At 69.7% G+C, this 21837-nt stretch carries 21 protein-coding genes and 1 tRNA gene; 3 read left to right on the forward strand and 19 right to left on the reverse strand.

The features are described from left to right. Window positions 1-429: 429 nt before the first annotated feature. The 6 genes from ACFYO9_RS15650 to ACFYO9_RS15675 all read right to left on the reverse strand — a co-directional run bounded on the left by ACFYO9_RS15650 (window position 430) and on the right by ACFYO9_RS15675 (window position 6173). Window positions 430-861: a hypothetical protein gene (locus ACFYO9_RS15650; protein ID WP_358775972.1), complete on the reverse strand. Its 432-nt coding sequence runs from the start codon at window positions 859-861 to the stop codon at window positions 430-432. Between the two features lie 599 nt (window positions 862-1460). After that, on the reverse strand, window positions 1461-1637 hold the full coding sequence (locus ACFYO9_RS15655; protein WP_358775974.1) for a hypothetical protein: 177 nt from the start codon (window positions 1635-1637) through the stop codon (window positions 1461-1463). Window positions 1638-1652: 15 nt separating this feature from the next. Beyond that, complete coding sequence (locus ACFYO9_RS15660) at window positions 1653-2822, reverse strand: phage major capsid protein (protein ID WP_358775976.1); 1170 nt, start codon at window positions 2820-2822, stop codon at window positions 1653-1655. A 109-nt stretch (window positions 2823-2931) separates the two neighbouring features. After that, on the reverse strand, window positions 2932-3423 hold the full coding sequence (locus ACFYO9_RS15665) for a hypothetical protein (protein WP_358775978.1): 492 nt from the start codon (window positions 3421-3423) through the stop codon (window positions 2932-2934). A gap of 97 nt (window positions 3424-3520) precedes the next feature. Further along, the gene (locus ACFYO9_RS15670) at window positions 3521-3931 is read right to left on the reverse strand and encodes a hypothetical protein (protein ID WP_358775980.1); all 411 of its coding nucleotides are present in this window, start codon (window positions 3929-3931) and stop codon (window positions 3521-3523) included. 655 nt (window positions 3932-4586) lie between these two features. After that, window positions 4587-6173, reverse strand: a complete 1587-nt coding sequence (locus tag ACFYO9_RS15675; RefSeq protein WP_358775982.1) for a recombinase family protein — start codon at window positions 6171-6173, stop codon at window positions 4587-4589. Window positions 6174-6242: 69 nt separating this feature from the next. Here ACFYO9_RS15675 and ACFYO9_RS15680 point away from each other — a divergent pair, with 69 nt between their 5' ends. Then, window positions 6243-6932 carry a transcriptional regulator gene (locus ACFYO9_RS15680; protein WP_358775984.1) on the forward strand — a complete coding sequence of 230 codons (690 nt, stop codon included), beginning with the start codon at window positions 6243-6245 and terminating at the stop codon, window positions 6930-6932. Between the two features lie 116 nt (window positions 6933-7048). Here the strand turns inward: ACFYO9_RS15680 and ACFYO9_RS15685 are convergent. The 7 genes from ACFYO9_RS15685 to ACFYO9_RS15715 form a co-directional block, all read right to left on the reverse strand. Beyond that, window positions 7049-7121: transfer RNA gene (locus ACFYO9_RS15685), tRNA-Ala, on the reverse strand. A gap of 104 nt (window positions 7122-7225) precedes the next feature. Next, the gene (locus ACFYO9_RS15690) at window positions 7226-7867 is read right to left on the reverse strand and encodes a histidine phosphatase family protein (protein ID WP_355808341.1); all 642 of its coding nucleotides are present in this window, start codon (window positions 7865-7867) and stop codon (window positions 7226-7228) included. Next, a complete protein-coding gene (gene rsfS / locus ACFYO9_RS15695) occupies window positions 7864-8307 on the reverse strand; it encodes a ribosome silencing factor (protein ID WP_150167662.1) in 444 nt (147 codons plus the stop codon). Before rsfS ends, ACFYO9_RS15690 begins: the two co-directional genes overlap by 4 nt. Before the next feature lie 76 nt (window positions 8308-8383). Next, window positions 8384-10189 carry an LCP family protein gene (locus ACFYO9_RS15700; RefSeq protein ID WP_358775986.1) on the reverse strand — a complete coding sequence of 602 codons (1806 nt, stop codon included), beginning with the start codon at window positions 10187-10189 and terminating at the stop codon, window positions 8384-8386. Between the two features lie 16 nt (window positions 10190-10205). Further along, window positions 10206-10856, reverse strand: coding sequence for a nicotinate-nucleotide adenylyltransferase (gene nadD, locus ACFYO9_RS15705; protein WP_355808335.1), 651 nt, complete (start codon window positions 10854-10856; stop codon window positions 10206-10208). Between the two features lie 41 nt (window positions 10857-10897). Next, window positions 10898-11062 (reverse strand): hypothetical protein, encoded by a 165-nt coding sequence (locus ACFYO9_RS15710; protein WP_150184080.1) that lies wholly within the window; start codon window positions 11060-11062, stop codon window positions 10898-10900. Window positions 11063-11148: 86 nt separating this feature from the next. Beyond that, complete coding sequence (locus tag ACFYO9_RS15715) at window positions 11149-11502, reverse strand: hypothetical protein (protein WP_358776122.1); 354 nt, start codon at window positions 11500-11502, stop codon at window positions 11149-11151. Between the two features lie 99 nt (window positions 11503-11601). On the opposite strand from ACFYO9_RS15715, the gene ACFYO9_RS15720 reads away from it, so the two are divergent. Further along, the gene (locus tag ACFYO9_RS15720) at window positions 11602-12738 is read left to right on the forward strand and encodes a M48 family metallopeptidase (protein WP_358775988.1); all 1137 of its coding nucleotides are present in this window, start codon (window positions 11602-11604) and stop codon (window positions 12736-12738) included. Window positions 12739-12747: 9 nt separating this feature from the next. Here the strand turns inward: ACFYO9_RS15720 and ACFYO9_RS15725 are convergent, their stop codons facing one another. The 5 genes from ACFYO9_RS15725 to proB form a co-directional block, all read right to left on the reverse strand. Continuing rightward, entirely contained in the window at window positions 12748-13857 is a 1110-nt protein-coding gene (locus ACFYO9_RS15725) for a hypothetical protein (protein ID WP_358705207.1), read from the reverse strand. Window positions 13858-13981: 124 nt separating this feature from the next. Next, window positions 13982-14590 carry a hypothetical protein gene (locus tag ACFYO9_RS15730; protein ID WP_355808329.1) on the reverse strand — a complete coding sequence of 203 codons (609 nt, stop codon included), beginning with the start codon at window positions 14588-14590 and terminating at the stop codon, window positions 13982-13984. Between the two features lie 82 nt (window positions 14591-14672). After that, on the reverse strand, window positions 14673-15965 hold the full coding sequence (locus tag ACFYO9_RS15735; RefSeq protein WP_358705211.1) for a glutamate-5-semialdehyde dehydrogenase: 1293 nt from the start codon (window positions 15963-15965) through the stop codon (window positions 14673-14675). Window positions 15966-16059: 94 nt separating this feature from the next. After that, window positions 16060-16539 carry a hypothetical protein gene (locus tag ACFYO9_RS15740; RefSeq protein ID WP_388666354.1) on the reverse strand — a complete coding sequence of 160 codons (480 nt, stop codon included), beginning with the start codon at window positions 16537-16539 and terminating at the stop codon, window positions 16060-16062. A gap of 222 nt (window positions 16540-16761) precedes the next feature. Further along, window positions 16762-17868 (reverse strand): glutamate 5-kinase, encoded by a 1107-nt coding sequence (gene proB, locus ACFYO9_RS15745; RefSeq protein WP_358775989.1) that lies wholly within the window; start codon window positions 17866-17868, stop codon window positions 16762-16764. A gap of 316 nt (window positions 17869-18184) precedes the next feature. Here proB and ACFYO9_RS15750 point away from each other — a divergent pair, with 316 nt between their 5' ends. After that, window positions 18185-20284, forward strand: coding sequence for a hypothetical protein (locus tag ACFYO9_RS15750; RefSeq protein ID WP_358775991.1), 2100 nt, complete (start codon window positions 18185-18187; stop codon window positions 20282-20284). A 62-nt stretch (window positions 20285-20346) separates the two neighbouring features. Here ACFYO9_RS15750 and obgE read toward each other — a convergent pair whose 3' ends face one another. Beyond that, window positions 20347-21795 (reverse strand): GTPase ObgE, encoded by a 1449-nt coding sequence (obgE, locus tag ACFYO9_RS15755; protein ID WP_355808322.1) that lies wholly within the window; start codon window positions 21793-21795, stop codon window positions 20347-20349. Between the last annotated feature and the right edge of the window lie 42 nt (window positions 21796-21837).

A 21837-nucleotide genomic window follows, 5' to 3' on the forward strand; every position in this document is an offset into this window, starting at 1 on the left:
CTGCATCCCAACCCTGGAACAAGAGTTCCTGACGCTCCTCATCAACCCACACCGTCGGACAGTTCGCCCCGTCGGTGTTGGGGTCTTTCGCGATGAACCGTAGTGCCATGACCGCCTCCGGCTAGCTGTGGGTTCTACGTCGTTCTAGGACCTTCACTCTCCGGAGCGGACCCGTCAAGAGCGCCTGTCCGGCCAAGACGAAAGCCCCCGCAGCGACCCCCGCGAGAGGAGGCCAACCACGGGGGCGGGGTCAGAAGTGGCACGGGCAGATCATGCAGGCGAAGAGGTCCGTGGGCAGTGGGGCACGGCCCAGTTCCGCAGCGAAGAGACCCGTGAACGGCACCCACAGGGGATGCGTGGGCGGGTCGGCCGCTTCGCCCAACCGGCAGGCCAGTGAGGTGAGTTCTGGACTCACAAGGTGTTGAAGGGTCACGTGGCGTGCTCCGCGTCGTAGTCGTCCAGGGCTTGCCGGGCAAGGCGCTGCATCTGTTCGAGCGGGGTTTCCGTGCCGCTGGACTCCGTACCGGTCTCAAGGTCGCGCATCGCGGAGTGCAGCGCGGAGAAGTACCTCAGCGCCGGATGGGCGACAGGGAGCCCGCTTGCACCGATGACCATGAAGCCGTCAGTGGCAACCTGGCGAATCAGGGACTCCCAGAGCGCCCGTACGTCGTCCAGTCGTTCCGGGGCGTTCTCAGGGGCGCTCAGGGCCGTCACGGTGGCAAGCCTGCCGTTCGGTGCCGTTGCCTTGCGGGCGCGTGACGCGGCGACTCGACAGGCGGCGGAGCAGTAGCGCTGTCTTGCGTCGGCGTTCTTGCCGAACGACTTTCCGCACGGCTTGTGTTGGCAGGTGGTGACCTTCAAGGGATTTCCTCCTTTCGGGGAAGACGAACAACGGTGAAGGGCGTGTTCGTTACGGACGCGTTTTCCGTGCTGGGGCTGGGATCGCCAGCGGCATTGATCGGGAACTTTCAAACCGCATACGCCCCCAGCCGGCTGCGACCCATCGGAAAATTCGGGAACCCGACACCTTCACGCGTTCGTGTCGCTCGCCGTGCACCGCTTGCATTCGATGACCCAACAATCCGAGCGCTCATCTCTCCGCGCGTCTGCGGGCAATCGGTCCTTGAGTCGGTAGCCGATTCGCTGGCAGGTGCGGCAGCGCACGGGAACGCGTGGCCTGTTGTCTCCGCTGGGCACTGCCCGACCATCGGGGCGCATCCATGCCGGACGCATCCACGAAGGCCAGTCGCTCAACTCCTCAGCCGTGCCCGGAATCTCACGCACCTTGAATGCGATCAGCGTGCGGCCATCGCTGAGCTTGTGGGCACCCGCCCTCTTGCGAGCCCACCCCTTCGCAGTGAGGTACCCCCCTATGTCGTCCGGGCACTGAACACACATACCCGCCCCCAGGGGCACGCGGTCAAGGCGCACCCCTGAGAGCAGTTCAACGAACATGCGGGTTAGGCCAGTTCGGCAAGCTCAGCCGAGAGGAGCCATTCAGCCTCGCTCTGCGGAACGTCGTAGGTCTCGCCGTTCTGGAGCACGTGGGACGGAATGCCGTCCGTGGTCGGGCCGTAGCTCATGTAACCGGTCATTCGAAGGGTCACGGTCGGCTCATCGGTGTTGAAGAAAGGCATGGTGGAGAACTCCTCTTAGGCGGTAACGGTGATCTTGCAGACGGCAGCGGCGTTCGGAACAGCGATAGCGGCACGGGCGATAGCGCGCACGGCGGTACCGTCCTTCAGGAATCCGAACTGATCCGAAACCTGAAAGCCCGCGTCCTTGCGCCACACGGCAAAGATCTGGTCCGCCTCATAGGTGAGAACATCCGTGCCCGGCATGAACGAGGAGATCCACACGGGAACACCCAGAATCGCGCGCTGAATGCCAGCGGTAGGCGAACCTGCCGACTCGCTCAGAAGCGGCTTCAGCGAACCGGAGGTTTCCCGCAGCGCCATGAGTCCCGCCCATGTGGTCGGGTGCATCACCACGGCCGTGGCCTTCGAGTTGACCGCTTCGAGCTTTCCGAACGCGGCAACGAAGGCGTCAAGGTCCTTGAATCCGCCCTTGGCTTCAAGAGTCTGGATACCCGGCGTGTTCGCGATTCCCACGAACCCCTTGTTGACTCCCGTGCCAATCAGCGCCTCACGGTCGAAGCCCAGAGAAACCGACCGCATAAGCGACTTGGCCACCGGGTCCATGAACGCCGAACCGCCATCCTCCACAAGCTCATTGGCGAGCATGTCAGCGGCGGCAATCTTCTTCGGCGTCACCTTCAGCGGCTCAGCACCGAAACCGCCAGTGGGTAGGTCGTCAAGCTCACCCACGAAACCGGCCGTGAAGTCCGAGCGGATCACAGGGAATGCGTAGGTCTCAGCGTTCGTCTGCACCCGGTTCACACCGGACGCCATGACCACCGACTGAGGGGCGAGAAGGTCAACGAACTTCTTCGCCATCTCCTCCGGACTGAACGCCTTACCCGTGCCCGTCGTAGTGATCCCACGGGAAATCTCAACAGAGCGAGCCAGAAGCGCACCCGGAATAACAGCCATGCGCTCTTCCTTCGGTTCGTGCTTGCGGGTGGTACCCATGAGCTGGAGCGGAGACGTGGCACGCATCGCGATCTCTTCAACGGCAGCCGCCTCAAGGTGCCTCTTCATCGCTCCGTCAGCCTTAGCGATACCGTCAAGAAGCTCACCCTCCGTCTTGCGTTCGGCAACAGACAGGGAACGCTTCGCCGGGTCAAGGTCCAGCTTTTTGAGAAGGTCTGTGTATTCGTCGCGCTTCGTCATGTGGGCGCGTGCCTGTTCGGCGTGAGACAACGTGCTTCCTTCCTCCGGGAACAAGAAAGCCGACCATCCCTGAATGGGGTCGCCGGCTGGGGGTTAGTGGGAAATTTGTAAACGTCCCCTCACCTGTATTAGTAAATGTCTACGCGGCATCACTCGCAGCACGGTTCTTAGCCGCCCACTCACGCTTTCGCTGCCGGGTCCGCTCCGCCTTGCATTCGTCCGAACACATCAGCGGCCAACGGCGCTTCTGCCCCTCCGGGCGCTTCTCCTCATACGTCGAGCCACACACCTGGCATTCGCCCGTGAATACCTTCACGCCGTCCACCATGCGGATAGTGCCGCCCTTCGTCACCCAGGACATGGGACGGGCCTCACGACGGCGGATGATCTGACGGGACCGGAGCACGTCATTACGCAGTGCGGGTGGGAACTCCCACAGGGGCCGGAACGGGTCGGCTATCAGCCGGTACCCGCCACGGGCGAAGCCAGCGCGAACCTCCACGGCCCCGTTCTCGCCCCGCATGAAGCGCGCGGTATCCCACTCCATCCACGCCCGCCGAACCTCCGGGGTGACGTGCTCCGTCAGTTCATCAGGAGTATCAATCAGTGCGCCAATCTCGTGCTCAGTCAAGCCAGTTGGGTTGTAGTACACGGGGCCTCTCCGGTCTTCAGACATGAAAAATCCCCGGTTCGGTGAAGCCGGGGCAGTGACTCGCGTGAGTCGGTGATCAGACGGCCTTGCGCTTGCGGTAGTCGGAGGTCTTGCAGCGGTTCGAACAGAAGCGGCGCGGACGGCCACGCCCCGACCACCCGGCAGGCTCCCCGCAATGGGCGCAAACGGCTTCTTCGCGTTCCACGGCGGCTATCGCTTCCGCTTCCTCCAAGTCGTCTTGCGCGTCCTGGCAGTGGCGTTCGGCTTCGCCCTCGTAGTCGCAGAACTTCTTGAGCGGGTGGGTTACCTCGAACGGCTCGCCGCACAGCGGACACGGCTTCCACTCGCGCGGCTTGCGGGGCTTCCTGCTGTCCCGGAATCCGGCCTGTCGGCAAGCGGCGGAGCAGTAGCGCTCTTGCCGTCCGGTCAGCGACTCCCCGCAGTGCTGGCATTCGTCGGTGTGGTTGTCGCTGTCGTAGTAGCCCATGCGGGCAGACCTCCGCGTGACGTAAGTCGGTGAGACGAAACGGATGACGTAGTAACGGCTCTAGCTTTTTCTTGTGAGTTCTTATGGGATAGACGGATTACTGTTATGCGTCACAGAAATAAGTAACAAGCCAACTAAGATCCCCCTCTCTCCCGCTGACGGGCAGCCCGGTAGGCGGCACGATCCCGGCAGCGCTTCGAGCAGTACCGGGCCGGTCGCCCTACGCCGCTGTACTCGACGCTGAGCCCGCATTCCGGGCCCGCGCACGCCTCACCCGCTCGCAGCGCCTCAGCGGCCCTCAACGCCCCCGCTATGAGCGCGTGCAGTTCTACGGTTCGTTCGTCGGTTCCGCGCATCTGGTCCCAGGCGGCGGCTTCGGCCGCCCGGAGTTTCGCGAGTAGGGCGGCGAATCTCGGCGTATCCATGAGTTCCCTTCGATGAAATCCGGCGTAAGTCGAGAATGGAAACGGCGAATCACGGAGTAACCCCGGAACAGTGCTGGGGAGTTCTGCCGTGATTCGCCGGTCTCGAAGCGGTTCTAGTCGGTCGATTGCCTGCCCGTGCTGACCCTGGAGCGCAAGGGTTTTCTGCGGGCACGAGAGAGCCCCGCTGGTCGCTGGGGACCAAACGGGGCCGTACGGGGCGCTGAGTGGGCTTACGCGGCCGTCTCGTACTCAGCCTCACCCTCGTGTGCCACGGGCTCCCAGTCGATGACCACGCGCCCGCCAGGATGCCTGGCAGAGTGGACGGTGACCTTGCACCGGTGGTGGGTGAGCATCGTTCGCCGCTGGTCTTCCGTGGCCTGGTCCCACGCTTCCCACAGCAGTGTGTTCGTGAGCGTCCATGTCTCGGTTACTTCCGGGTCGTGCTCTGCGGTCAGGCGGGCGTGTGTGGCCTTGAGGTCCGACACCAGGGCGCGGAGGTCTGCCGCGTCGTCGGCGTCCATGAGGAGGAGGTTCGCGTTCCCGCGCCGGATCTTCGCGTCCAGGTCGGCAAGCTCCCCGCTGTGATCGGTACCGCCGGAATAGGTGACTTCGTACAGCGGGGTGTTCCCGTGCTGCTTGCGGAAGTCCTCAAAGACCAGCGGCTCTATTAGGTGCGCCATGATCGAACCGTGCCCGCACGAGCCCTTGTAGAGCGGCTTCTTGCGGCTGGACTGCCCGCCGTTCCACTTCGCGCCGCACGCGCAGACCACCATGCCCGCAAGCCACGGCGCATCCATCCGTTCGGCCCGCTCCCCGGCCTCAAGCTCCTTCAACCGGTCCCGGACGCGCTTGGCCGTCGCGGCGTCGATGACCTCCGGGCCGAACTGCACCGGGGTCACGCCGTCGGCTTCGGTGACAAGCTCCCCGTTGTGCTCGCGCCACCCGCGCAGGATCACGCTGCGAAGGAGCTTGCGCCACTGCTGACGGCCAATGGGCAGTGCCCGCGCGGTCCCGGCCAGTGTCGCCCCCTTGCCGCCCTCAAGGAGCTTGGCTATTTGCTCACGCACGAGAGTGAATGCGTCCGTGTCTTCGGCCAAGTACGCCTTGCCGTCTCGGCGTTCGACCTTGTACGGGAACGGGGCCTTCCCGGAGATCCAGCGGCCTTGCGTGCGGCGCTCTTCGTGGGCGGCTTCGCTGCGGTCGGTGATGATGCCCAGTTCCCATTCCGCCACGGCAGCGATGATCGTTGCGATCAGCCGCCCGGTACCCGACTTGTCGGCGGAGTCCAACAGGCTGTCGGAGGTGACCAGCCGTACGCCGTTCTCGTCAGCCCAGTCCAAGAGCTTCTGAAACTCCCGGACGGAGCGTGCGAACCGGTCCAGCTTCCACGCGATGACCACCTTCGGGCGGTCCGCCATGATCCGGACCATGCCCTTCTTCCGGGCCTCAAGAGCAGAGCCGCCCGATACGCCGTCGTCCACGTAGGCGTTCGCCACGGCGGCGGCAGTGGTCTCCTCATCGAAGCCCAGCGCTTCAGCCTTGAGGCGGCAGGCGCGAAGCTGGACGTCCAGCGACGACGACTCATCAGACGAGCGCGACAGACGGAGGCTGAACGCAAGCTCAGCGCGGGCAGGGGCGGAGGTCTCAGGGGTCACGCTTCCCCGTGAGCGGGTGGATTTCCTGATCACGACGGGCGGCACGTCCCCAGCACGAGACGGGAGCGCCCCGGCAAGGGCAAAGGTCTTCATACCTCCCTTCAAGGGAGTCGGTTGCCTGGCGTCGCTGACCAGCGAAGATGCGGCGGTGTTCGGCTTCATGCGGACGCTAGAGCGCAAGGGTTTCTCCAGGGACCTGCCCCGGACAGTTCAGGCGGTGTGACGCCGGTCATGTCCCAGGGAGTGAACAGTTCCCTCGAACAGGGCCGTCCGATCAACGCGTCCCCCCAGGTCCTGGACGCCGTGGCGCGCACCCTCCGCCTCGACCAGCCCGAGCGCGAGCATCTGTACCACCTGGCCGAGGTGCCGTACGCCCAGGGCCGCGAGGCCTCCGCGCGGGCGGTCGGCGCGGAGGTGCAGGGCATCATCGACGCCATGGACCCGCGCCCGGCCGTGGTGTACAACGCGCGGTACGACATCCTCGCCACCAACCCCGCCTACCGCGACCTGTTCCTCCTCCCCCAGGCCCCCGGCACCGGCGTCCCGAACGTGCTGTGGTCCCTGTTCACCGTGCCCGCCGAGGAGTGCCCGCTGGTCTTCCGCGACAAGGAGCTGCCGATGATGGTGGCCACCCTGCGCAGTGCGTACGGGCGGCATGTGGGCGAGCCCGTCTGGGAGGGGTTCCTGCGCAGGCTGTCCGCCGCCAGCCCGTACTTCGCCGAGCTGTGGGGCAGCGGCGACGTGATACCGCCGGGGCGGCGCGTGAAGACCTTCCGGCACCGCGTGGTCGGCGAGCTGCGCATGACGTCGGTCTCGCTGAGCGTCGACGGCATGCCGGAGTGCCGGATCGTCGTGTACACGCCGGATGACGAGGAGAGCGGCGTCCGCGCGGCGCGGCTGCGCGGGCTCAGGACCACATAGGCGGCGACCTCGGCCCCAGCCACCTGAGCCGCCACCATCGCCACCGTCACCGCAGCCGCCACCACCGCTGCACAAGAAAATCCCGCCCCCTGACGGGGACGGGATTCTCGGGACTGTGGAGCTAAGGAGAATTGAACTCCTGACCTCCTGCATGCCATGCAGGCGCTCTACCAACTGAGCTATAGCCCCTTGTGTTCTTCCCGCTCGGCGGGCGAACAAGAAGAACTTTAGCCTGCGACCAGCCGGAATGTGAAATCCGGGTCCGGCCGCCCGCCGGAGCGGGTCAGGGGTGCTCAGTCGTCGTCGCCGAGCACCGGTTCCGGCAGGGTGCCGGCGTTGTGCTCAAGGAGGCGCCAGCCCCGCGCGCCCTGGCCGAGGACCGACCAGCAGCAGTTCGTCAGACCGCCGAGCCCCTCCCAGTGGTGGGGTTCGAGACCGAGGAGGCGACCGATCGTGGTGCGGATGGTGCCGCCGTGGCTGACCACCACCAGCGTGCCGTCGGCGGGCAGCTTCTCGGCATGGCGCAGCACGACGGGAGCGGCCCGGTCGGCGACCTCGGTCTCCAGCTCGCCGCCGCCCCTGCGCACCGCCTCGCCGCGCTTCCACGCGGTGTACTGCTCGCCGAAGCGGGCGATGATCTCGTCGTGCGTCAGGCCCTGCCACTCGCCGGCGTACGTCTCCTGGAGGCCCTCCTCGTACGCGACCGGCAGGCCGGTGATCGCGGCGAGCTCACCGGCCGTGGCCGCCGCGCGCCGGAGGTCCGACGCGACGATGGCGTCCGGCTTCAGGGAGGCGAGCAGACGGGCGGCGCGCTTGGCCTGGGCGACGCCCGTCTCGGTCAGCTCGATGTCCGTGGAGCCCTGGAAGCGGCGCTCCAGGTTCCAGGCGGTCTGGCCGTGCCGCCACAGGATGATCCGGCAGCCGCGGTTGGTCACCGCAGCTCACCGTCCAGGTCGGCCTCCTCCGCGGCCTGCTGCTCGGCGTGCTCGGCGCCCTTGCCGCGGGTCGCCTTGGCGTCCTCGGGCAGGTCGATCTCGGGGCAGTCCTTCCACAGGCGCTCGAGGGCGTAGAAGACGCGCTCCTCGCTGTGCTGGACGTGGACCACGATGTCCACGTAGTCGAGGAGGATCCAGCGCGCGTCGCGGTCGCCCTCGCGGCGGACCGGCTTGGCGCCGAGCTGCTTGTTCAGCTGCTCCTCGATCTCGTCGACGATCGACTTGACCTGGCGGTCGTTGGGGGCGGACGCGAGCAGGAAGGCGTCCGTGATCGACAGCACGTCGCTGACGTCGTACGCGATGATGTCGTGCGCGAGCTTGTCGGCCGCCGCCTGGGCGGCGACGGTGATGAGCTCGGTGGAGCGGTCCGTGGCGGTCACTGGTGAGCTTTCCTTCGGCTGGTGGATACAACCCCCAGGGTCTCACGGACCGCCGACAGCGCCCCAGACGATTACGTCACCGCCCCCGGCCGTAGTCCTGACCGAGGACCACGGAGACGTCGGCGTTGGCCTGGGGGGTGCCCTTGCGGACCGCGCCCGCCGGCAGGCCGAGGGTCTTGGCGACCTCGGTGGCCTGCGACTTCTTGGCCGGGTCGGCGTATACGACCTGTGAGGTGGCCTGGGCCGTGGAGCCCGCGCCGCCGTCGATGAAGGTGTAGCCGCCGTTGACCAGGGAGACCCGGGCCTCCTGGCCCGCGGCCTTCTTCCCGGAGGCGTTCTTGACCCCGACCCGCACCGCCGCGCCCTCGTCCGGGCTCTTCACCGCGCCGCCGAGGACGTCCTTGACCACGGTGTCGCCGGCCTGCTCGGACAGCGTGCCGTCCGGGCGCACCGGCAGCAGCGTCGTCTTGTAGTCGCCGCCCTTGGCACGGTCGGCGAGCTTGGCGAGGAAGGCGCCGAGGTCCTTCTCCTCCAGGGAGGGGTCGAGGATCTGGGCGAGCGACTGCACGGTGGTCGTGGCCGCCTGCGGGTCCGACGAGAGCTTGCGCAGCACGCCCTGCATGACCTGGCCGAAGCGGTCGAGCTGGGCGGACGCGGTCTCGCCGGGCGCGCGGTAGGTGGCGTAGGCGACGGCCATCGGGCCGCTGAGGGTCTGCTGCTCGCCCTTCTTCACGAGGGGCGCCTCGCCCTTCTTCGCCTTGGGGTCGGGCACGTCGGTGTCGGTGGTGACGTCGATGTTCCCGACGAGCTCGACGAGGTTGTTCAGGTACGGGGTGTCGAGCCGCCAGGTGCCCTCCACCTCGGTGCCGAGCACCGTGTCGATGGACTCGCGGGTGCCGGTCGAGCCGTCGTCGTCGACGGACTTGCCGAGCGTCGTCGGCGTCCCGTCGTCGTCCGACACGGAGAGGGAGTTGGGCAGCAGGACGGTGGCGCCCTGCTTGGTGGTGGCGTTGTCGACCAGGAGCGCGGTGGAGGTGCCGCCGCCCTTGGTGTTGTGCAGGTGGACGACGATCACGTCGCGCTTCTGCGCTCCGGAGGCCGCGGCCGCGGCGCCCTCACCGTCCGCCTGGCCCGGCAGCTTGCCCGCGAACCACAGGTAGCCGACGCCGCCCGCGACGACGAGGGCGAGCACCACGATCAGCGCGACGACCCGGGAGCGGCCACGCCGCTTGGCCTCCTCGCGCCGCTCGGTCCGGCTCTCGGTGAACTTCAGCCAGTCGATGACGTCTTCGGATTCCTCGTCCGGCTCCTCGATGAACGAGAACTGCTCGGTCTTGTACGCGTCCTTGTGCTCACCCTCGGGTGCGCGCTCCGGCGTGGGCTCGGGTTCCGGGGCGGGCTGGGGCGGCGGCACCTGGGCCTGTTGCTGATGTTGCTGGGATTGCTGCGGTTGCTGGTGCTGCTGGGGGTGCTGATGCTGCTGGGGTTGCTGCTGCTGGGGTTGCTGCTGCTGGGGTTGCTGCTGCTGCGGGATCCAGCCGGTGTCGTACGAGGTCCCGGCGTTGCCGTACGCGTCGTACGCCCCGGCCCCGCCCGCTCCGTAGGCCCCGGTCTCATAGCCCTGCTGCCGGCCGCTCGCGTAGGGGTCGTACCCGTACCCCTGATGTTGCTGCGCCTGCTGCGCCTGCTGTGCCTGCTGTGCCTGCTGCGGCGTCTGCTGCTGAGGCACTTGAGGCTGCACCTGCTGGTACACCGGCCGCCCGTACTCGTCGTACCCCACGACCTGGTACTGGTCGGCGGCGTATCCCTCCGCGTACCCGTCCGCGTACTCGCCCGCATACGGGTCGCTGCCCGCATACGGGTCGTACTGTCGGTCGTTCACCGGTGCCCCTCTCGGCTCATTCGCCGCGGTACAGCTCGCGCTTGTCGATATAACGCACCACACCGTCGGGCACCAGATACCAGACCGGGTCTCCCTTGGCGACCCGCGCGCGGCAGTCCGTGGACGAGATGGCCAGGGCCGGCACCTCCACCAGGGAGACACCGCCCTTGGGCAGCCCGGGGTCGGCCAGGGTGTGGCCGGGCCGGGTCACCCCGATGAAGTGCGCGAGGGAGAACAGCTCTTCCGTGTCCCGCCAGGTGAGGATCTGGCCGAGGGCGTCGGCGCCCGTGATGAAGAAGAGGTCCGTGTCGGGGTTGAGGGCACGCAGGTCGCGCAGCGTGTCCGTCGTGTAGGTGGCGCCGCCGCGGTCGAGGTCGATGCGGCTCACCGAGAACTGCGGGTTCTCGGCGGTCGCGATGACCGTCATCAGATAACGGTCCTCCGCGGGCGACACCTGCTTGTCGCTCTTCTGCCACGGCTGGCCGGTCGGCACGAACACCACCTCGTCGAGGTGGAACTGCGCGGCGACCTCACTGGCCGCGACGAGGTGTCCGTGGTGGATCGGATCAAACGTTCCGCCCATGACGCCCAGGCGGCGCTTGCCGTCACTCACCGGACCGGTCGCTCGGCCGGTCTCCGGACCGGTAGGCATGCCCTGCTCTCCCATGCGTGCAGACCCTACCGGCCCGGCGGACGGACCCTGTTCGCTCAGCGGTCCCGGTTGAAGCGGGTGGTGATCCACAGGAGCAGCAGGAGGACGACGAACGCGCCGCCTCCGGTGAGGAGAGGGCTGAGGCTTTCGTGGTTGCCGCCGTGCTCGCCGCCCTCGGAGGCGAGAGTGACCAGCTGGGCGGCGTTGCTGTGGAGGCTCATCTCAGGCAGGACCTATCCGGAGGTGGGATGGACATAAAGACTTCTGGCCCATCGTAAGCGGGGGGTTCGTTCCGGCTCACGCCGACTCAGCCGTTGCGGTCCTCGGCGCCCTTGTCGGACGCGCTCTTCGCCCGCTCGCCGGACCCGCTCGCCGGACTCTCCACGTCGTCGCCGGACGCGCTCTCCGGACTCTTCGGGCGCTCCGCGCCCTTGCCGGGCGCGCTCTCTGGGCTCTTCGGGCCCCGCTCCGGCACGTGTTCCGCGCCGCGGACCGAGCCGTTGTCGCTGCTCTGGCGGTACCCGCGCAGCAGGAACCAGCCGACCAGGACGCAGCCGACGACCATGACGATCAGCACGATCCGCAGCAGATTGCCCGGACCCTGCCGCTCCGCGGCCTTGGCCGCCTCGGTGAGCCAGACGGCCCCGGGGTTGTGCTCCATGACGGATGACTCCTTCTGTGCGCTGCCCTGTCACGGTATCTCCGCCTAGGCTGGACTCCACCTCGGGGGCACGAGAGGACGACACATGGGGGATGCGGCATGACCGACGACAACCACCGCGGCGGGGCCGGCGGGGGCCACGAGCGCGTGCCGGGCCGGCAGCGCAGGCGCTTCCCCGGCATCTCGTCGCGGGCGTACGAGCACCCGGCGGACCGCTCCGCCCTCGTGGCCCTGCGCAGGCTCACCGGCTTCGACACGGTCTTCAAGGCGCTCAGCGGCCTGCTGCCCGAGCGGAGCCTCAGGCTGCTGTTCCTGTCGGACTCGGTACGGGTCTCCGACGCCCAGTTCGCGCACCTCAACACCATGCTGCGGGACGCCTGTTACATCCTGGACCTGGAGAAGGTCCCGCCGATGTACGTGAACCAGGACCCGAACCCGAACGCGATGTGCATCGGCCTCGACGAGCCGATCATCGTGGTGACCACCGGGCTCGTCGAGCTGCTCGACGAGGAGGAGATGCGGGCGGTCGTCGGCCACGAGGTCGGCCACGCCCTCTCCGGCCACTCCGTCTACCGCACGATCCTGCTCTTCCTCACCAACCTCGCGCTGAAGGTCGCGTGGATCCCGCTCGGCAATGTCGCGATCATGGCGATCGTGACGGCGCTGCGCGAGTGGTTCCGCAAGTCCGAGCTGTCGGCGGACCGGGCGGGGCTGCTGGTCGGCCAGGACCTCCGGGCGTCGATGCGCGGCCTGATGAAGCTGGCGGGCGGCAACCACCTGCACGAGATGAACGTGGACGCGTTCCTTGAGCAGGCCGAGGAGTACGAGGCCGGGGGCGACCTGCGCGACTCCGTGCTGAAGATTCTCAACGTGCTGCCGCGCACGCACCCCTTCGCCACGGTGCGGGCCGCCGAGCTGAAGAAGTGGGCCGATTCCCCGGCGGCTCACGGCTTCCAGCGGATCATGGACGGCCACTACCCCCGCCGCGACGAGGACGGGGACACCTCGGTCTCCGACTCCTTCCGCCAGTCGGCGTCGTCGTACGCGGACGACGTCCGGCACAGCAAGGACCCGCTGATGAAGCTGGTCAACGACATCGCGGGCGGCGCGGGCGACCTGGGCGGCAAGCTGCGCGGCAAGTTCACGGGGCAGGGGGGCGGCAAGCCGGGCGGCGGCACACCCGGGGATGCAGGCGCACCCGGCAACGGCGACGCGCCGGACGACGACCCCAGGTAACCGCGGCCCTCACGACGCCGACAGCGACGGCTGGGCCGAGGCCGCCAGCGTCCCGCACAGCGCCGTCGCGTCGCCCGTCGCGTACGGATCGGTGCCGGCCGACGGGCCGCCCGCCTTGGCCCGCTCGCCCGCCAGCAGCGGCCGCAGGTGGTTCGCCGTGTCGGCCGCGCAGGCGAGCGGTCCCGCCTGGGTGGCCGAGGTGATCACCTCGGCGCGGTGCATCCGCAGGTCGTCGCGGTCGAAGCGGAAGTGCAGCTCGCGGCGGACGGTGAACAGGGACGCGTCGGCCCGGTCCGCGCCGCTCGCGCCGCCCGCCCGGCTCGCCCCGGCGGCGGGCCGCAGCGCGTACACGAAGGTGTGGTCCGAGGTCACCTCAAGGGTGTCCCGGTCGGTCTCGGTGAGGCGCAGGGTGCCGTCCGCCCTGACCCGCCGGTCGGCGAGCGCGGTCCGCGCCGGGTCGAACCGCACCAGCCAGCCGGTGGCGGCGTGCCGCCCGTCGGCCGCCGGGTGGGCGAAACTGCGGTCGAACTGGCTGAACTGACCCGGGTCGAGCAGGATCCGCACGGACCGCGCGGAGCCGCCGGTGAGCACCTCGGGGTCGAGCGACGACTCGACGAGGTAGTCCTTGACGGTGATCAGCGCGGCCATCACCTGACTGTCCGAGAAGTGCGAAGTGCGGTGCACGGCAGGGAGGTTGATGCCGCCCGCGCCCACCCGGAACTGTGCGGCGGGGCTGTGCGCGTACAGGCTCTTGACGCTCTTCGCGCCGGGCACGGACCCCCCGGGCGCGAGCGGGATCACCGTCATGCGCAGCGGCTCGGGGCGCCTGGCCACCGGGGACTGGTACGGCTGGCGTACGCCCATGTAGATCGCCGTGCCGAAGGCGACCGCGATCAGTACGACGAGGATCACCAGCTGCCGGGACAGCATCTTGTGCAGTCCGGGGCGGCGGCGCACGGCGCGTGTGTGATCGTCCAGGCGCTCCCGCGCGGAGAACTCCTGGAGCCGGGCAGCTTGGACGAACGACTCGTCGAACACAACGGATCGGTACTCGTCCTCGCCACCTCCGGGAGTGCCGCCCTCGGGCGTCCCCGCCGGTGGTTCTGTTGGCCCGCCCATACCTTCAGGGTAGGTCTCCGGGCCGCCGGGTAAACGCCCTGGTACACGACAACTTCCGACAACTGCTCACGGCGGCGTGCGGGTGGCGTGCGGGGGCGGAGCAGCAGGCCGAGCGGGGTCCCGGTCAGGGCCTGCGGGGCACCGCGGGCATCTCGGACTGGCCGAACCCGGCCGAGACGGAGGGTCCTGGCGGCTCCTTCTCCGCGCTCTGTCCGACCTCGGTCGAGGCGGGCGACGGCACCTCGTCCCTGCGGTCCGACGACGCCCCGCGGTAGACGGCGGTGAAGGCGAGGGCGACCATGCCGATGCCCATCAGGAGGGCGAGCATCCACGCGATGGGCCGGTGCCAGCGGAGCCGGCCCGGGTGGCGGCCAGGGCGGCCGTACCTCTGGTCGAGGGAGTCGTACGCGAAGGCGTCGTCGAGGTCGTCGCGGCCCATGTCGGCGCCGTCGTCGGGGCCGAAGCCGTCCTCGTAGAGATCGTCGTCCGCGGCGTCGGCGCCGCGGCCCCGGGTTCGGGCCCGCCGGGCCTCGGCCTCGGAGGCCTCGGCGCGCGCCTGCGCGGCGGCCAACAGCCGCTCCACGGCGGAGGGTTCATGGACCTCCGCGGCGCGCACGAACTCCTCGTCGAAGACCACGGAGGCGAACTCATCGTCCGCACCCCCGTGGTCGCGGTCGTCGTCGGGCTCCCAGCCGTCGGGAGACGACGGCGTGCCCCCCACGTCCTCCGGCACCCCTCCAGAGTAGACCTGGACGGGGCAATTTGGGCAGCAGGAAAGGGAATTCGACCGGGCTCGCCGTCAACCGGCCGACGGCTCACCGCACATGGCCGTCGCCCGTCACGATGTACTTCGTGGAGGTCAGCTCGGGCAGCCCCATCGGACCGCGCGCGTGCAGCTTCTGGGTGGAGATGCCGATCTCCGCGCCGAAGCCGAACTGCCCGCCGTCGGTGAAGCGCGTCGAGGCGTTCACGGCGACCGTGGTGGAGTCCACGAGCTGGGTGAAGCGGCGCGCGGCCCGCTGCGAGGTGGTGACGATGGCCTCGGTGTGCCCGGAGGTCCACAGCCGGATGTGCTCGACGGCCTGCTCCAGGGTGTCGACGACGGCGGCCGCGATGTCGTGACTGAGGTACTCGGTCTCCCAGTCCTCGGTGGTCGCGGGCACGACGGTGGCCTTGGTGCCGTCCGCGTAGGTGAGCACCCGCTCGTCGGCGTGCACGGTGACGCCGGCGTCGGCGAGGGCGTCCAGGGCGCGCGGCAGGAACGCGTCGGCGATGTCACGGTGCACGAGGAGCGTCTCGGCGGCGTTGCAGACGCTGGGGCGCTGCGCCTTGGAGTTGACCAGGATGTCGACGGCCATGTCGATGTCGGCCTCGGCGTCGACGTACACGTGGCAGTTGCCGGTGCCGGTCTCGATGACCGGGACGGTGGACTCCTCGACGACGGTCCTGATCAGCGAGGCGCCGCCGCGCGGGATGAGGACGTCGACGAGGCCGCGGGCGCGCATCAGCTCGCGGACGGAGTCGCGGTTCTCGCCGGGCACCAGCTGGACGGCGTCCGCGGGCAGGCCCGCGCCGTGCACCGCGTCGCGCAGGACGCGCACCAGGGCGGTGTTCGACGCGTACGCCGACGACGAGCCCCGCAGCAGCACGGCGTTGCCGGACTTCAGACAGAGGGCCGCGGCGTCCACGGTGACGTTCGGACGGGCCTCGTAGATGATCCCGACGACGCCGAGCGGGACGCGGACCTGGCGCAGGTCGATGCCGTTGGGCAGCGTCGAGCCGCGGACGACCTCGCCGACCGGGTCGGGCAGGGCGGCCACGTCGCGCACGTCGGCGGCGATGGCGCGGACCCGCTCGGGGGTGAGGGTGAGCCGGTCGATGATGCCCTCGTCGGTCCCGGCCTCGCGGGCCCGCGCGATGTCCTTGCCGTTGGCCTCGACGATCTCGGCGGTGCGCACCTCCAGCGCGTCGGCGATCGCGAGCAGCGCGTCGTCCTTGGCGGCGCGCGGCAGTGGCGCGAGGGTGGCGGCGGCGCCGCGGGCGCGGTAGGCGGCGCGGGCGACCGGCGAGAGGTTGTCGTAGGGCGAGACGGGAGAGAGCGACGTCATGCCCGCAGGGTAATCGCCGCGCGCCCGGCGTCCATCCGGTGTTCCAGTCCCCGAGACCGGCGGAAGGCGACTTCGCGCCCCTCGGGACGACGGCTCAAAACGGGTGTACGCCCACGGGGGCGGCCGGCAACGGACCGTAGCCCTCGGCTATCCGCTGGTGATAGGTGTCGCGGCCGATCACTTCGAGCCCCACGATCTCCCACGGCGGCAGCTGTGCGCTCTGCCGGTGCTCGCCCCACAGGCGCAGCGCCACGGCGGCCGCGTCGTGCAGGTCGCGGGCCTCTTCCCAGTAGCGGATCTCGGCGTGGTCCGGCGCGTATCTGCTGGTGAGCAGAAAGGGGTGGTCGTGGGCGAGCTGTTCGAGGCCCCGTCTGAGCTCGTCCAGCGGGGCCGCCGCCCCGGAGACGCTCAGGGTGACGTGCCACAGCCGGGGCGTCTGCACCGGCTCGCTCTCCAGGCCCTCGCCCTGGTCGCTCTGCCGCGCGCGGTGCGCCTCGCTCTCGTACCCCGCACCTGCGGCGACGCTCGTCAGCGCCCGCTCGGCCGACCCACGGGACGCCGGCCCCGGACGCACTCGTCTCACGACGGCCTCCCTTACGCATGGTGATGCGGATACGCAATGGTCGTGCGGAACTGTCTTCAACAAAGTTGAGCAGGCCAAGGGGCGCCGCGGGGCGGTTTTGGGGAGTTTCACCTCGCGGGGGCCGGTCCCCCAAGGCCGTGCGCGACGGTTTTCGGCCGGGGCGTACGGGGCTCGTGGGGCGGGCGGTCCGAGCCGACCTGGGCTTTTCCGGGGCTACCCGTGGAGCAGGACGAGGTCGTCCCGGTGCACGACCTCCCGCTCGTACGCAGGTCCGAGTTCGCGCGCCAGATCGCGGGTGGAGCGACCGATGAGCATCGGCACCTCCTTGGCGTCGAAGTTCACCAGACCGCGCGCCACCGCACGCCCGTCGGCGTCCCGCAGCTCGACCGGGTCGCCCGCGGCGAAGTCGCCCTCGACCCCGGCGATCCCCGCGGGCAGCAGCGACTTGCGCCCCTCGACCACCGCCCGCACCGCGCCCTCGTCGAGGATCAGGGCGCCCCGCGGCTCGGAGGCGTGCTGCAGCCAGAGCAGCCGGTCGGCGGAGCGCCGCCCGGTGCGGTGGAAGTACGTGCCCGTGGCGCGGCCCGCGAGGGCGTCGCCGGCCTGGCTCGCGGAGGTCAGGACGACCGGGATGCCGGCGGCGGCGGCGATCCGGGCCGCCTCCACCTTGGTGACCATTCCGCCGGTGCCGACGCCCGCCTTGCCCGCGCTGCCGATCTCCACGTGCGCCATGTCGGCGGGTCCGGTGACCTCGTCGATACGGGAGGTGCCGGGCCGCGCCGGGTCCCCGTCGTAGAGGCCGTCCACGTCGGAGAGGAGGACGAGGAGGTCGGCGTGGACGAGGTGGGCGACGAGGGCGGCGAGCCGGTCGTTGTCGCCGAAGCGGATCTCGTCGGTCGCCACGGTGTCGTTCTCGTTGACGACCGGCAGCGCGCCCATGGCGAGCAGCTGGTCGAGGGTGCGCGAGGCGTTGCGGTGGTGGGCCCTGCGGGCCATGTCGTCGGAGGTGAGGAGCACCTGTCCGACGCGTACGCCGTACCGCGCGAAGGAGGCGGTGTAGCGGGCCACGAGCAGCCCCTGGCCCACGCTGGCGGCGGCCTGCTGCCGGGCGAGGTCCTTGGGGCGCCGCACCAGGCCCAGCGGGGCGAGTCCCGTGGCGATGGCGCCGGAGGAGACGAGCACGATCTCGCGCTCACCGCCGCCCCGGCTCTTGGCCAGGACGTCGACGAGCGCGTCGACGCGGTCCGCGTCCAGGCCCCCCGACGCGGTCGTCAGGGACGACGACCCGACCTTGACGACGACCCGCCGGGCCTCTGCCACTGACTGCCTTGCCGCTGCCACGCTCTTCCCCAAATGCTCCCGATGCCCCGGACCTGCGTGCTCCGGACCTGCAATCTACGTGAGCGCATGGGCGGGGCGCCCGTCCGTTTCGAGGAACGGACCGCACCATGGAAAACACATGAGCGTATTCGAGTCAGAGGCAGAAAACGGCCTCGAGGTTCAGTCCCTTTGCCCCTTTATCCGGTGATTGACGTCACGGAAGATTGCTAGTAGGCCACTGCACGTCATACGGTCAGTGGTCGACTTCCCCCCACTCCCCCTTCATCCCCTCCATCCCCGCCAGGAGCCCAAGCCCGTGCCCTCTGCCGGACTCGCCCCCCGACGCATCGTGCAGCTGACAGCGCTGTTCGCGATGTTCGCGCTCTTCGCGACGCAGCTCGCGACCGCGCTGATCCCCTACGTCCCGGTGTTCATCGCCGCGGCGGCCGCGAATCTCGCGCTCGACATCTATCTGCAGTACAAGCAGCCGGGCCTCCTCTCCCTCCTTGGCAAGATCCGCTTCGATGTCACGGTGCGCCAGCTGCTCCGCGACATGCTGATCCTGGTGGGGCTGCTGCGCATCGACGGCATCGAGCCGCTGGCCGAGCAGTCCCCGCTGACCATCGCGCTGCTCGCCTTCTACGCCCTGCACTTCGGCTGCCAGGCCGTCGCCGTCCTGGTGCGCCGGACTCGTTCGCTGCCGATCGTCACGCGCAACATCGACACCTCGAAGCTGCACCTGACGGCCGCGCCGCCGCGGATCCTCTCCCGCCGCCAGGCCCACCGGCTGCTGACCTTCTCGGTCCCGGCGACGGCCGGCCTGCTGGTCACCGCGGGCACCACCGACGCGTACTGGGGCGGCATCGGGCTCGCCGTCTCCCTGGTGCTGATCGGCGCCGGCGCGCTCTACCTCGCCACCTGGCTGCTGCCGAAGAAGCGCGCCAAGAACGACGAGAAGGTCATGGAGTGGCTCGACGCGTGGCTGGCGCGGTACAAGCCGACCGTCGCCATGTACTTCTCCGGCGGCACCACATCCGCGTACCAGGCCAACATGTGGCTCTCCACCCTCGCCCAGCTCGACGGCAAGCCGCTGATCGTGCTGCGTGAGCGGTTCATGGTGCAGAAGATCGACGCGACCGACGTCCCGATCATCTGCTTCCCGAAGGTCGCGACGATGTTCTCCCTGGAGACGTCGACGCTGAAGATGATGCTGCACCCGGCGAACGCCGCGAAGACCTCGCAGGTCCTTCGCATCCCCACGATCAAGCACGCCTTCATCAACCACGGCGAGAGCGACAAGCTCTCCTCCTGCAACCCGTACGCGAAGGCGTACGACGAGGTGTGGGTGGCGGGCCCCGCGGCCCGCGACCGCTACCAGCTGGCGGACATCGGCGTCGAGGACAAGGACGTGGTCGAGGTCGGCCGCCCCCAGCTGTCCCCGATCCGCCCCTACTCCGGCGCGCCCACCGGCGCGTTCACCACCGTCCTGTACGCCCCCACCTGGGAGGGCTGGGACGGCAACCCGGGCAACACCTCGGTGGTCCTCGCGGGCGAGAACATCGTCCGTGAGCTGCTCGCCGACCCCGGCGTGCGCCTCCTCTACAAGCCGCACCCGATGACCGGCTCGCAGAACCCGGCGGCGGGCGCCGCGAACGAGCGCATCAAGGCGATGATCGCCGCGGCCAACACCAAGCGCTCCGGCGCCCGGCCCGGCGCCGAGGCCGCGGCCGAGCTGGCCCGGCGCACCGAGGAGCTGGACCGGCTGACCGCCCGCTCCTTCCGCAAGAGCGCGGACGAACAGGAGCGCATGATGCTCCAGGGCTCCCCGGACGGCGACCAGCAGGCCGCGGTGGCCGCGGCGACGGCCGCGTGGGAGACCGCGTTCTGGGCGTCCTTCCCCGAGTGGGAGCACCAGATCGTCACCGCGGCGCGCCCCGCGATCTTCTCCTGCTTCAACCAGGCCGACGTCCTGGTCAGCGACGTCTCCTCGGTCGTCTCCGACTGGCTGAGCAGCGAGAAGCCGTACGCGGTCGCCAACACGGCCGGCATGTCCGAGGCGGAGTTCCGCGCGAGCTTCCCGACGGCGTCGGCGGCGACGATCCTCACCCCCGAGGCGGACGGCGTGACGGCCCTCCTGAAGGCCGTACGCGCCCCGGAGCTCGACTCCCACGCGGAGGCGCGCGCCGAGCTCAAGGAGCACCTCCTGGGCCCCTCGGACCCGCCCTCGCTGGTCCGCTTCAACGCCGCCGCGCTCGCCCTGTGCGCCCAGGCGGACGCCCGCCGCGCCCGCATGGACCAGCGCGTCGACGCGGACATCCCCGGCCAGCGCGCCGCGGAGGAGGCGGCCGAGGAGGCCGAGCAGGACGCGTCGGAGCAGGCCGAGCAGAACGGCGCGGAGGACTCGGTCACCGCGTGACCTGATGTGAACATGTGAGAGGGCCCCCGAGCTGCTGCTCGGGGGCCCTCTCACATGTCGGGCTAGAACGGCTCGAAGTCGTCGTACTCGCGCTGCGCATCGTCCCGCTCCGCCTCGCGGTCCTTGCGGCGCTGCGCGGCGGGCCGGGGCGCCTCCAGGCGGTGGTCCTCGCCGCGGCGGCCGAGCATCTCGGCGCCGGCCATCATGGTCGGCTCCCAGTCGAAGACGACCGCGTTCTCCTCCGGGCCGATGGCGACGCCGTCGCCGTTGCGGGCACCGGCCTTCATCAGCTCGTCCTCGACGCCGAGGCGGTTGAGGCGGTCCGCGAGGTAGCCGACGGCCTCGTCGTTGTTGAAGTCGGTCTGGCGGATCCAGCGCTCCGGCTTCTCACCGCGCACGCGGTACAGCGGCTCGCCGTCGACCTCCTCGCGGGTGACCGTGAAGCCGCTGTCGTCGACGGCCTTGGGCCGGATGACGATGCGGGTCGCCTCCTCCTTCGGCTTCGCGGCACGCGCCTGTGCGACCAGCTCGGCGAGGGCGAAGGAGAGCTCCTTGAGGCCCTTGTGCGCGACGGCGGAGACCTCGAAGACGCGGTAGCCGCGCTCCTCCAGGTCGGGCCTGACCAGGTCGGCGAGGTCCTGGCCGTCCGGGATGTCGATCTTGTTGAGCACGACGATGCGGGGGCGCTTCTCCAGGCCCGCGCCGTACTCCCGCAGCTCGGCCTCGATGACGTCGAGGTCGGAGACGGGGTCGCGGTCGGACTCCAGGGTCGCCGTGTCCAGGACGTGCACGAGCACGCTGCACCGCTCGACGTGGCGCAGGAACTCCAGGCCCAGGCCGCGGCCCTGGCTGGCGCCGGGGATGAGGCCGGGCACGTCGGCGACGGTGTAGACGGTCGAGCCCGCCGTCACCACGCCGAGGTTCGGGACGAGCGTCGTGAACGGGTAGTCCGCGATCTTCGGCTTCGCGGCGCTCAGCACGGAGATCAGCGAGGACTTGCCGGCGCTCGGGTAGCCCACCAGGGCCACGTCGGCGACGGTCTTGAGCTCAAGGACGACGTCCCGCTCCTCGCCGGGCACGCCGAGCAGCGCGAAACCGGGGGCCTTGCGCCGCGCGGAGGCCAGCGCCGCGTTGCCGAGGCCGCCGCGGCCGCCCTGGCCCGCCACGAAGGTGGTGCCCTGGCCGACCATGTCGGCGAGGACGTTGCCCTCCCGGTCCATGACGACGGTGCCGTCCGGGACGGGCAGCACGAGGTCCTGGCCGTCCTTGCCGGAGCGGTTGTCGCCGGCGCCGGGCTGGCCGTTGGTGGCCTTGCGGTGCGGGCTGTGGTGGTAGTCGAGGAGCGTGGTGACGTCCTGGTCGACGACCAGGATCACGTCACCGCCACGGCCGCCGTTGCCGCCGTCCGGGCCGCCGAGCGGCTTGAACTTCTCACGGTGGACGGAGGCACAGCCGTGGCCCCCGTTACCCGCGGCGGCATGCAGCTCGACGCGGTCCACGAAGGTGGTCATGGTTCGGTGCCTCCTGGGGGTCCCCCCACGCCTTCACGGCAG

It is taken from the genome of Streptomyces sp. NPDC005863 (assembly GCF_042871345.1).
Classification (GTDB): Bacteria; Actinomycetota; Actinomycetes; order Streptomycetales; family Streptomycetaceae; genus Streptomyces.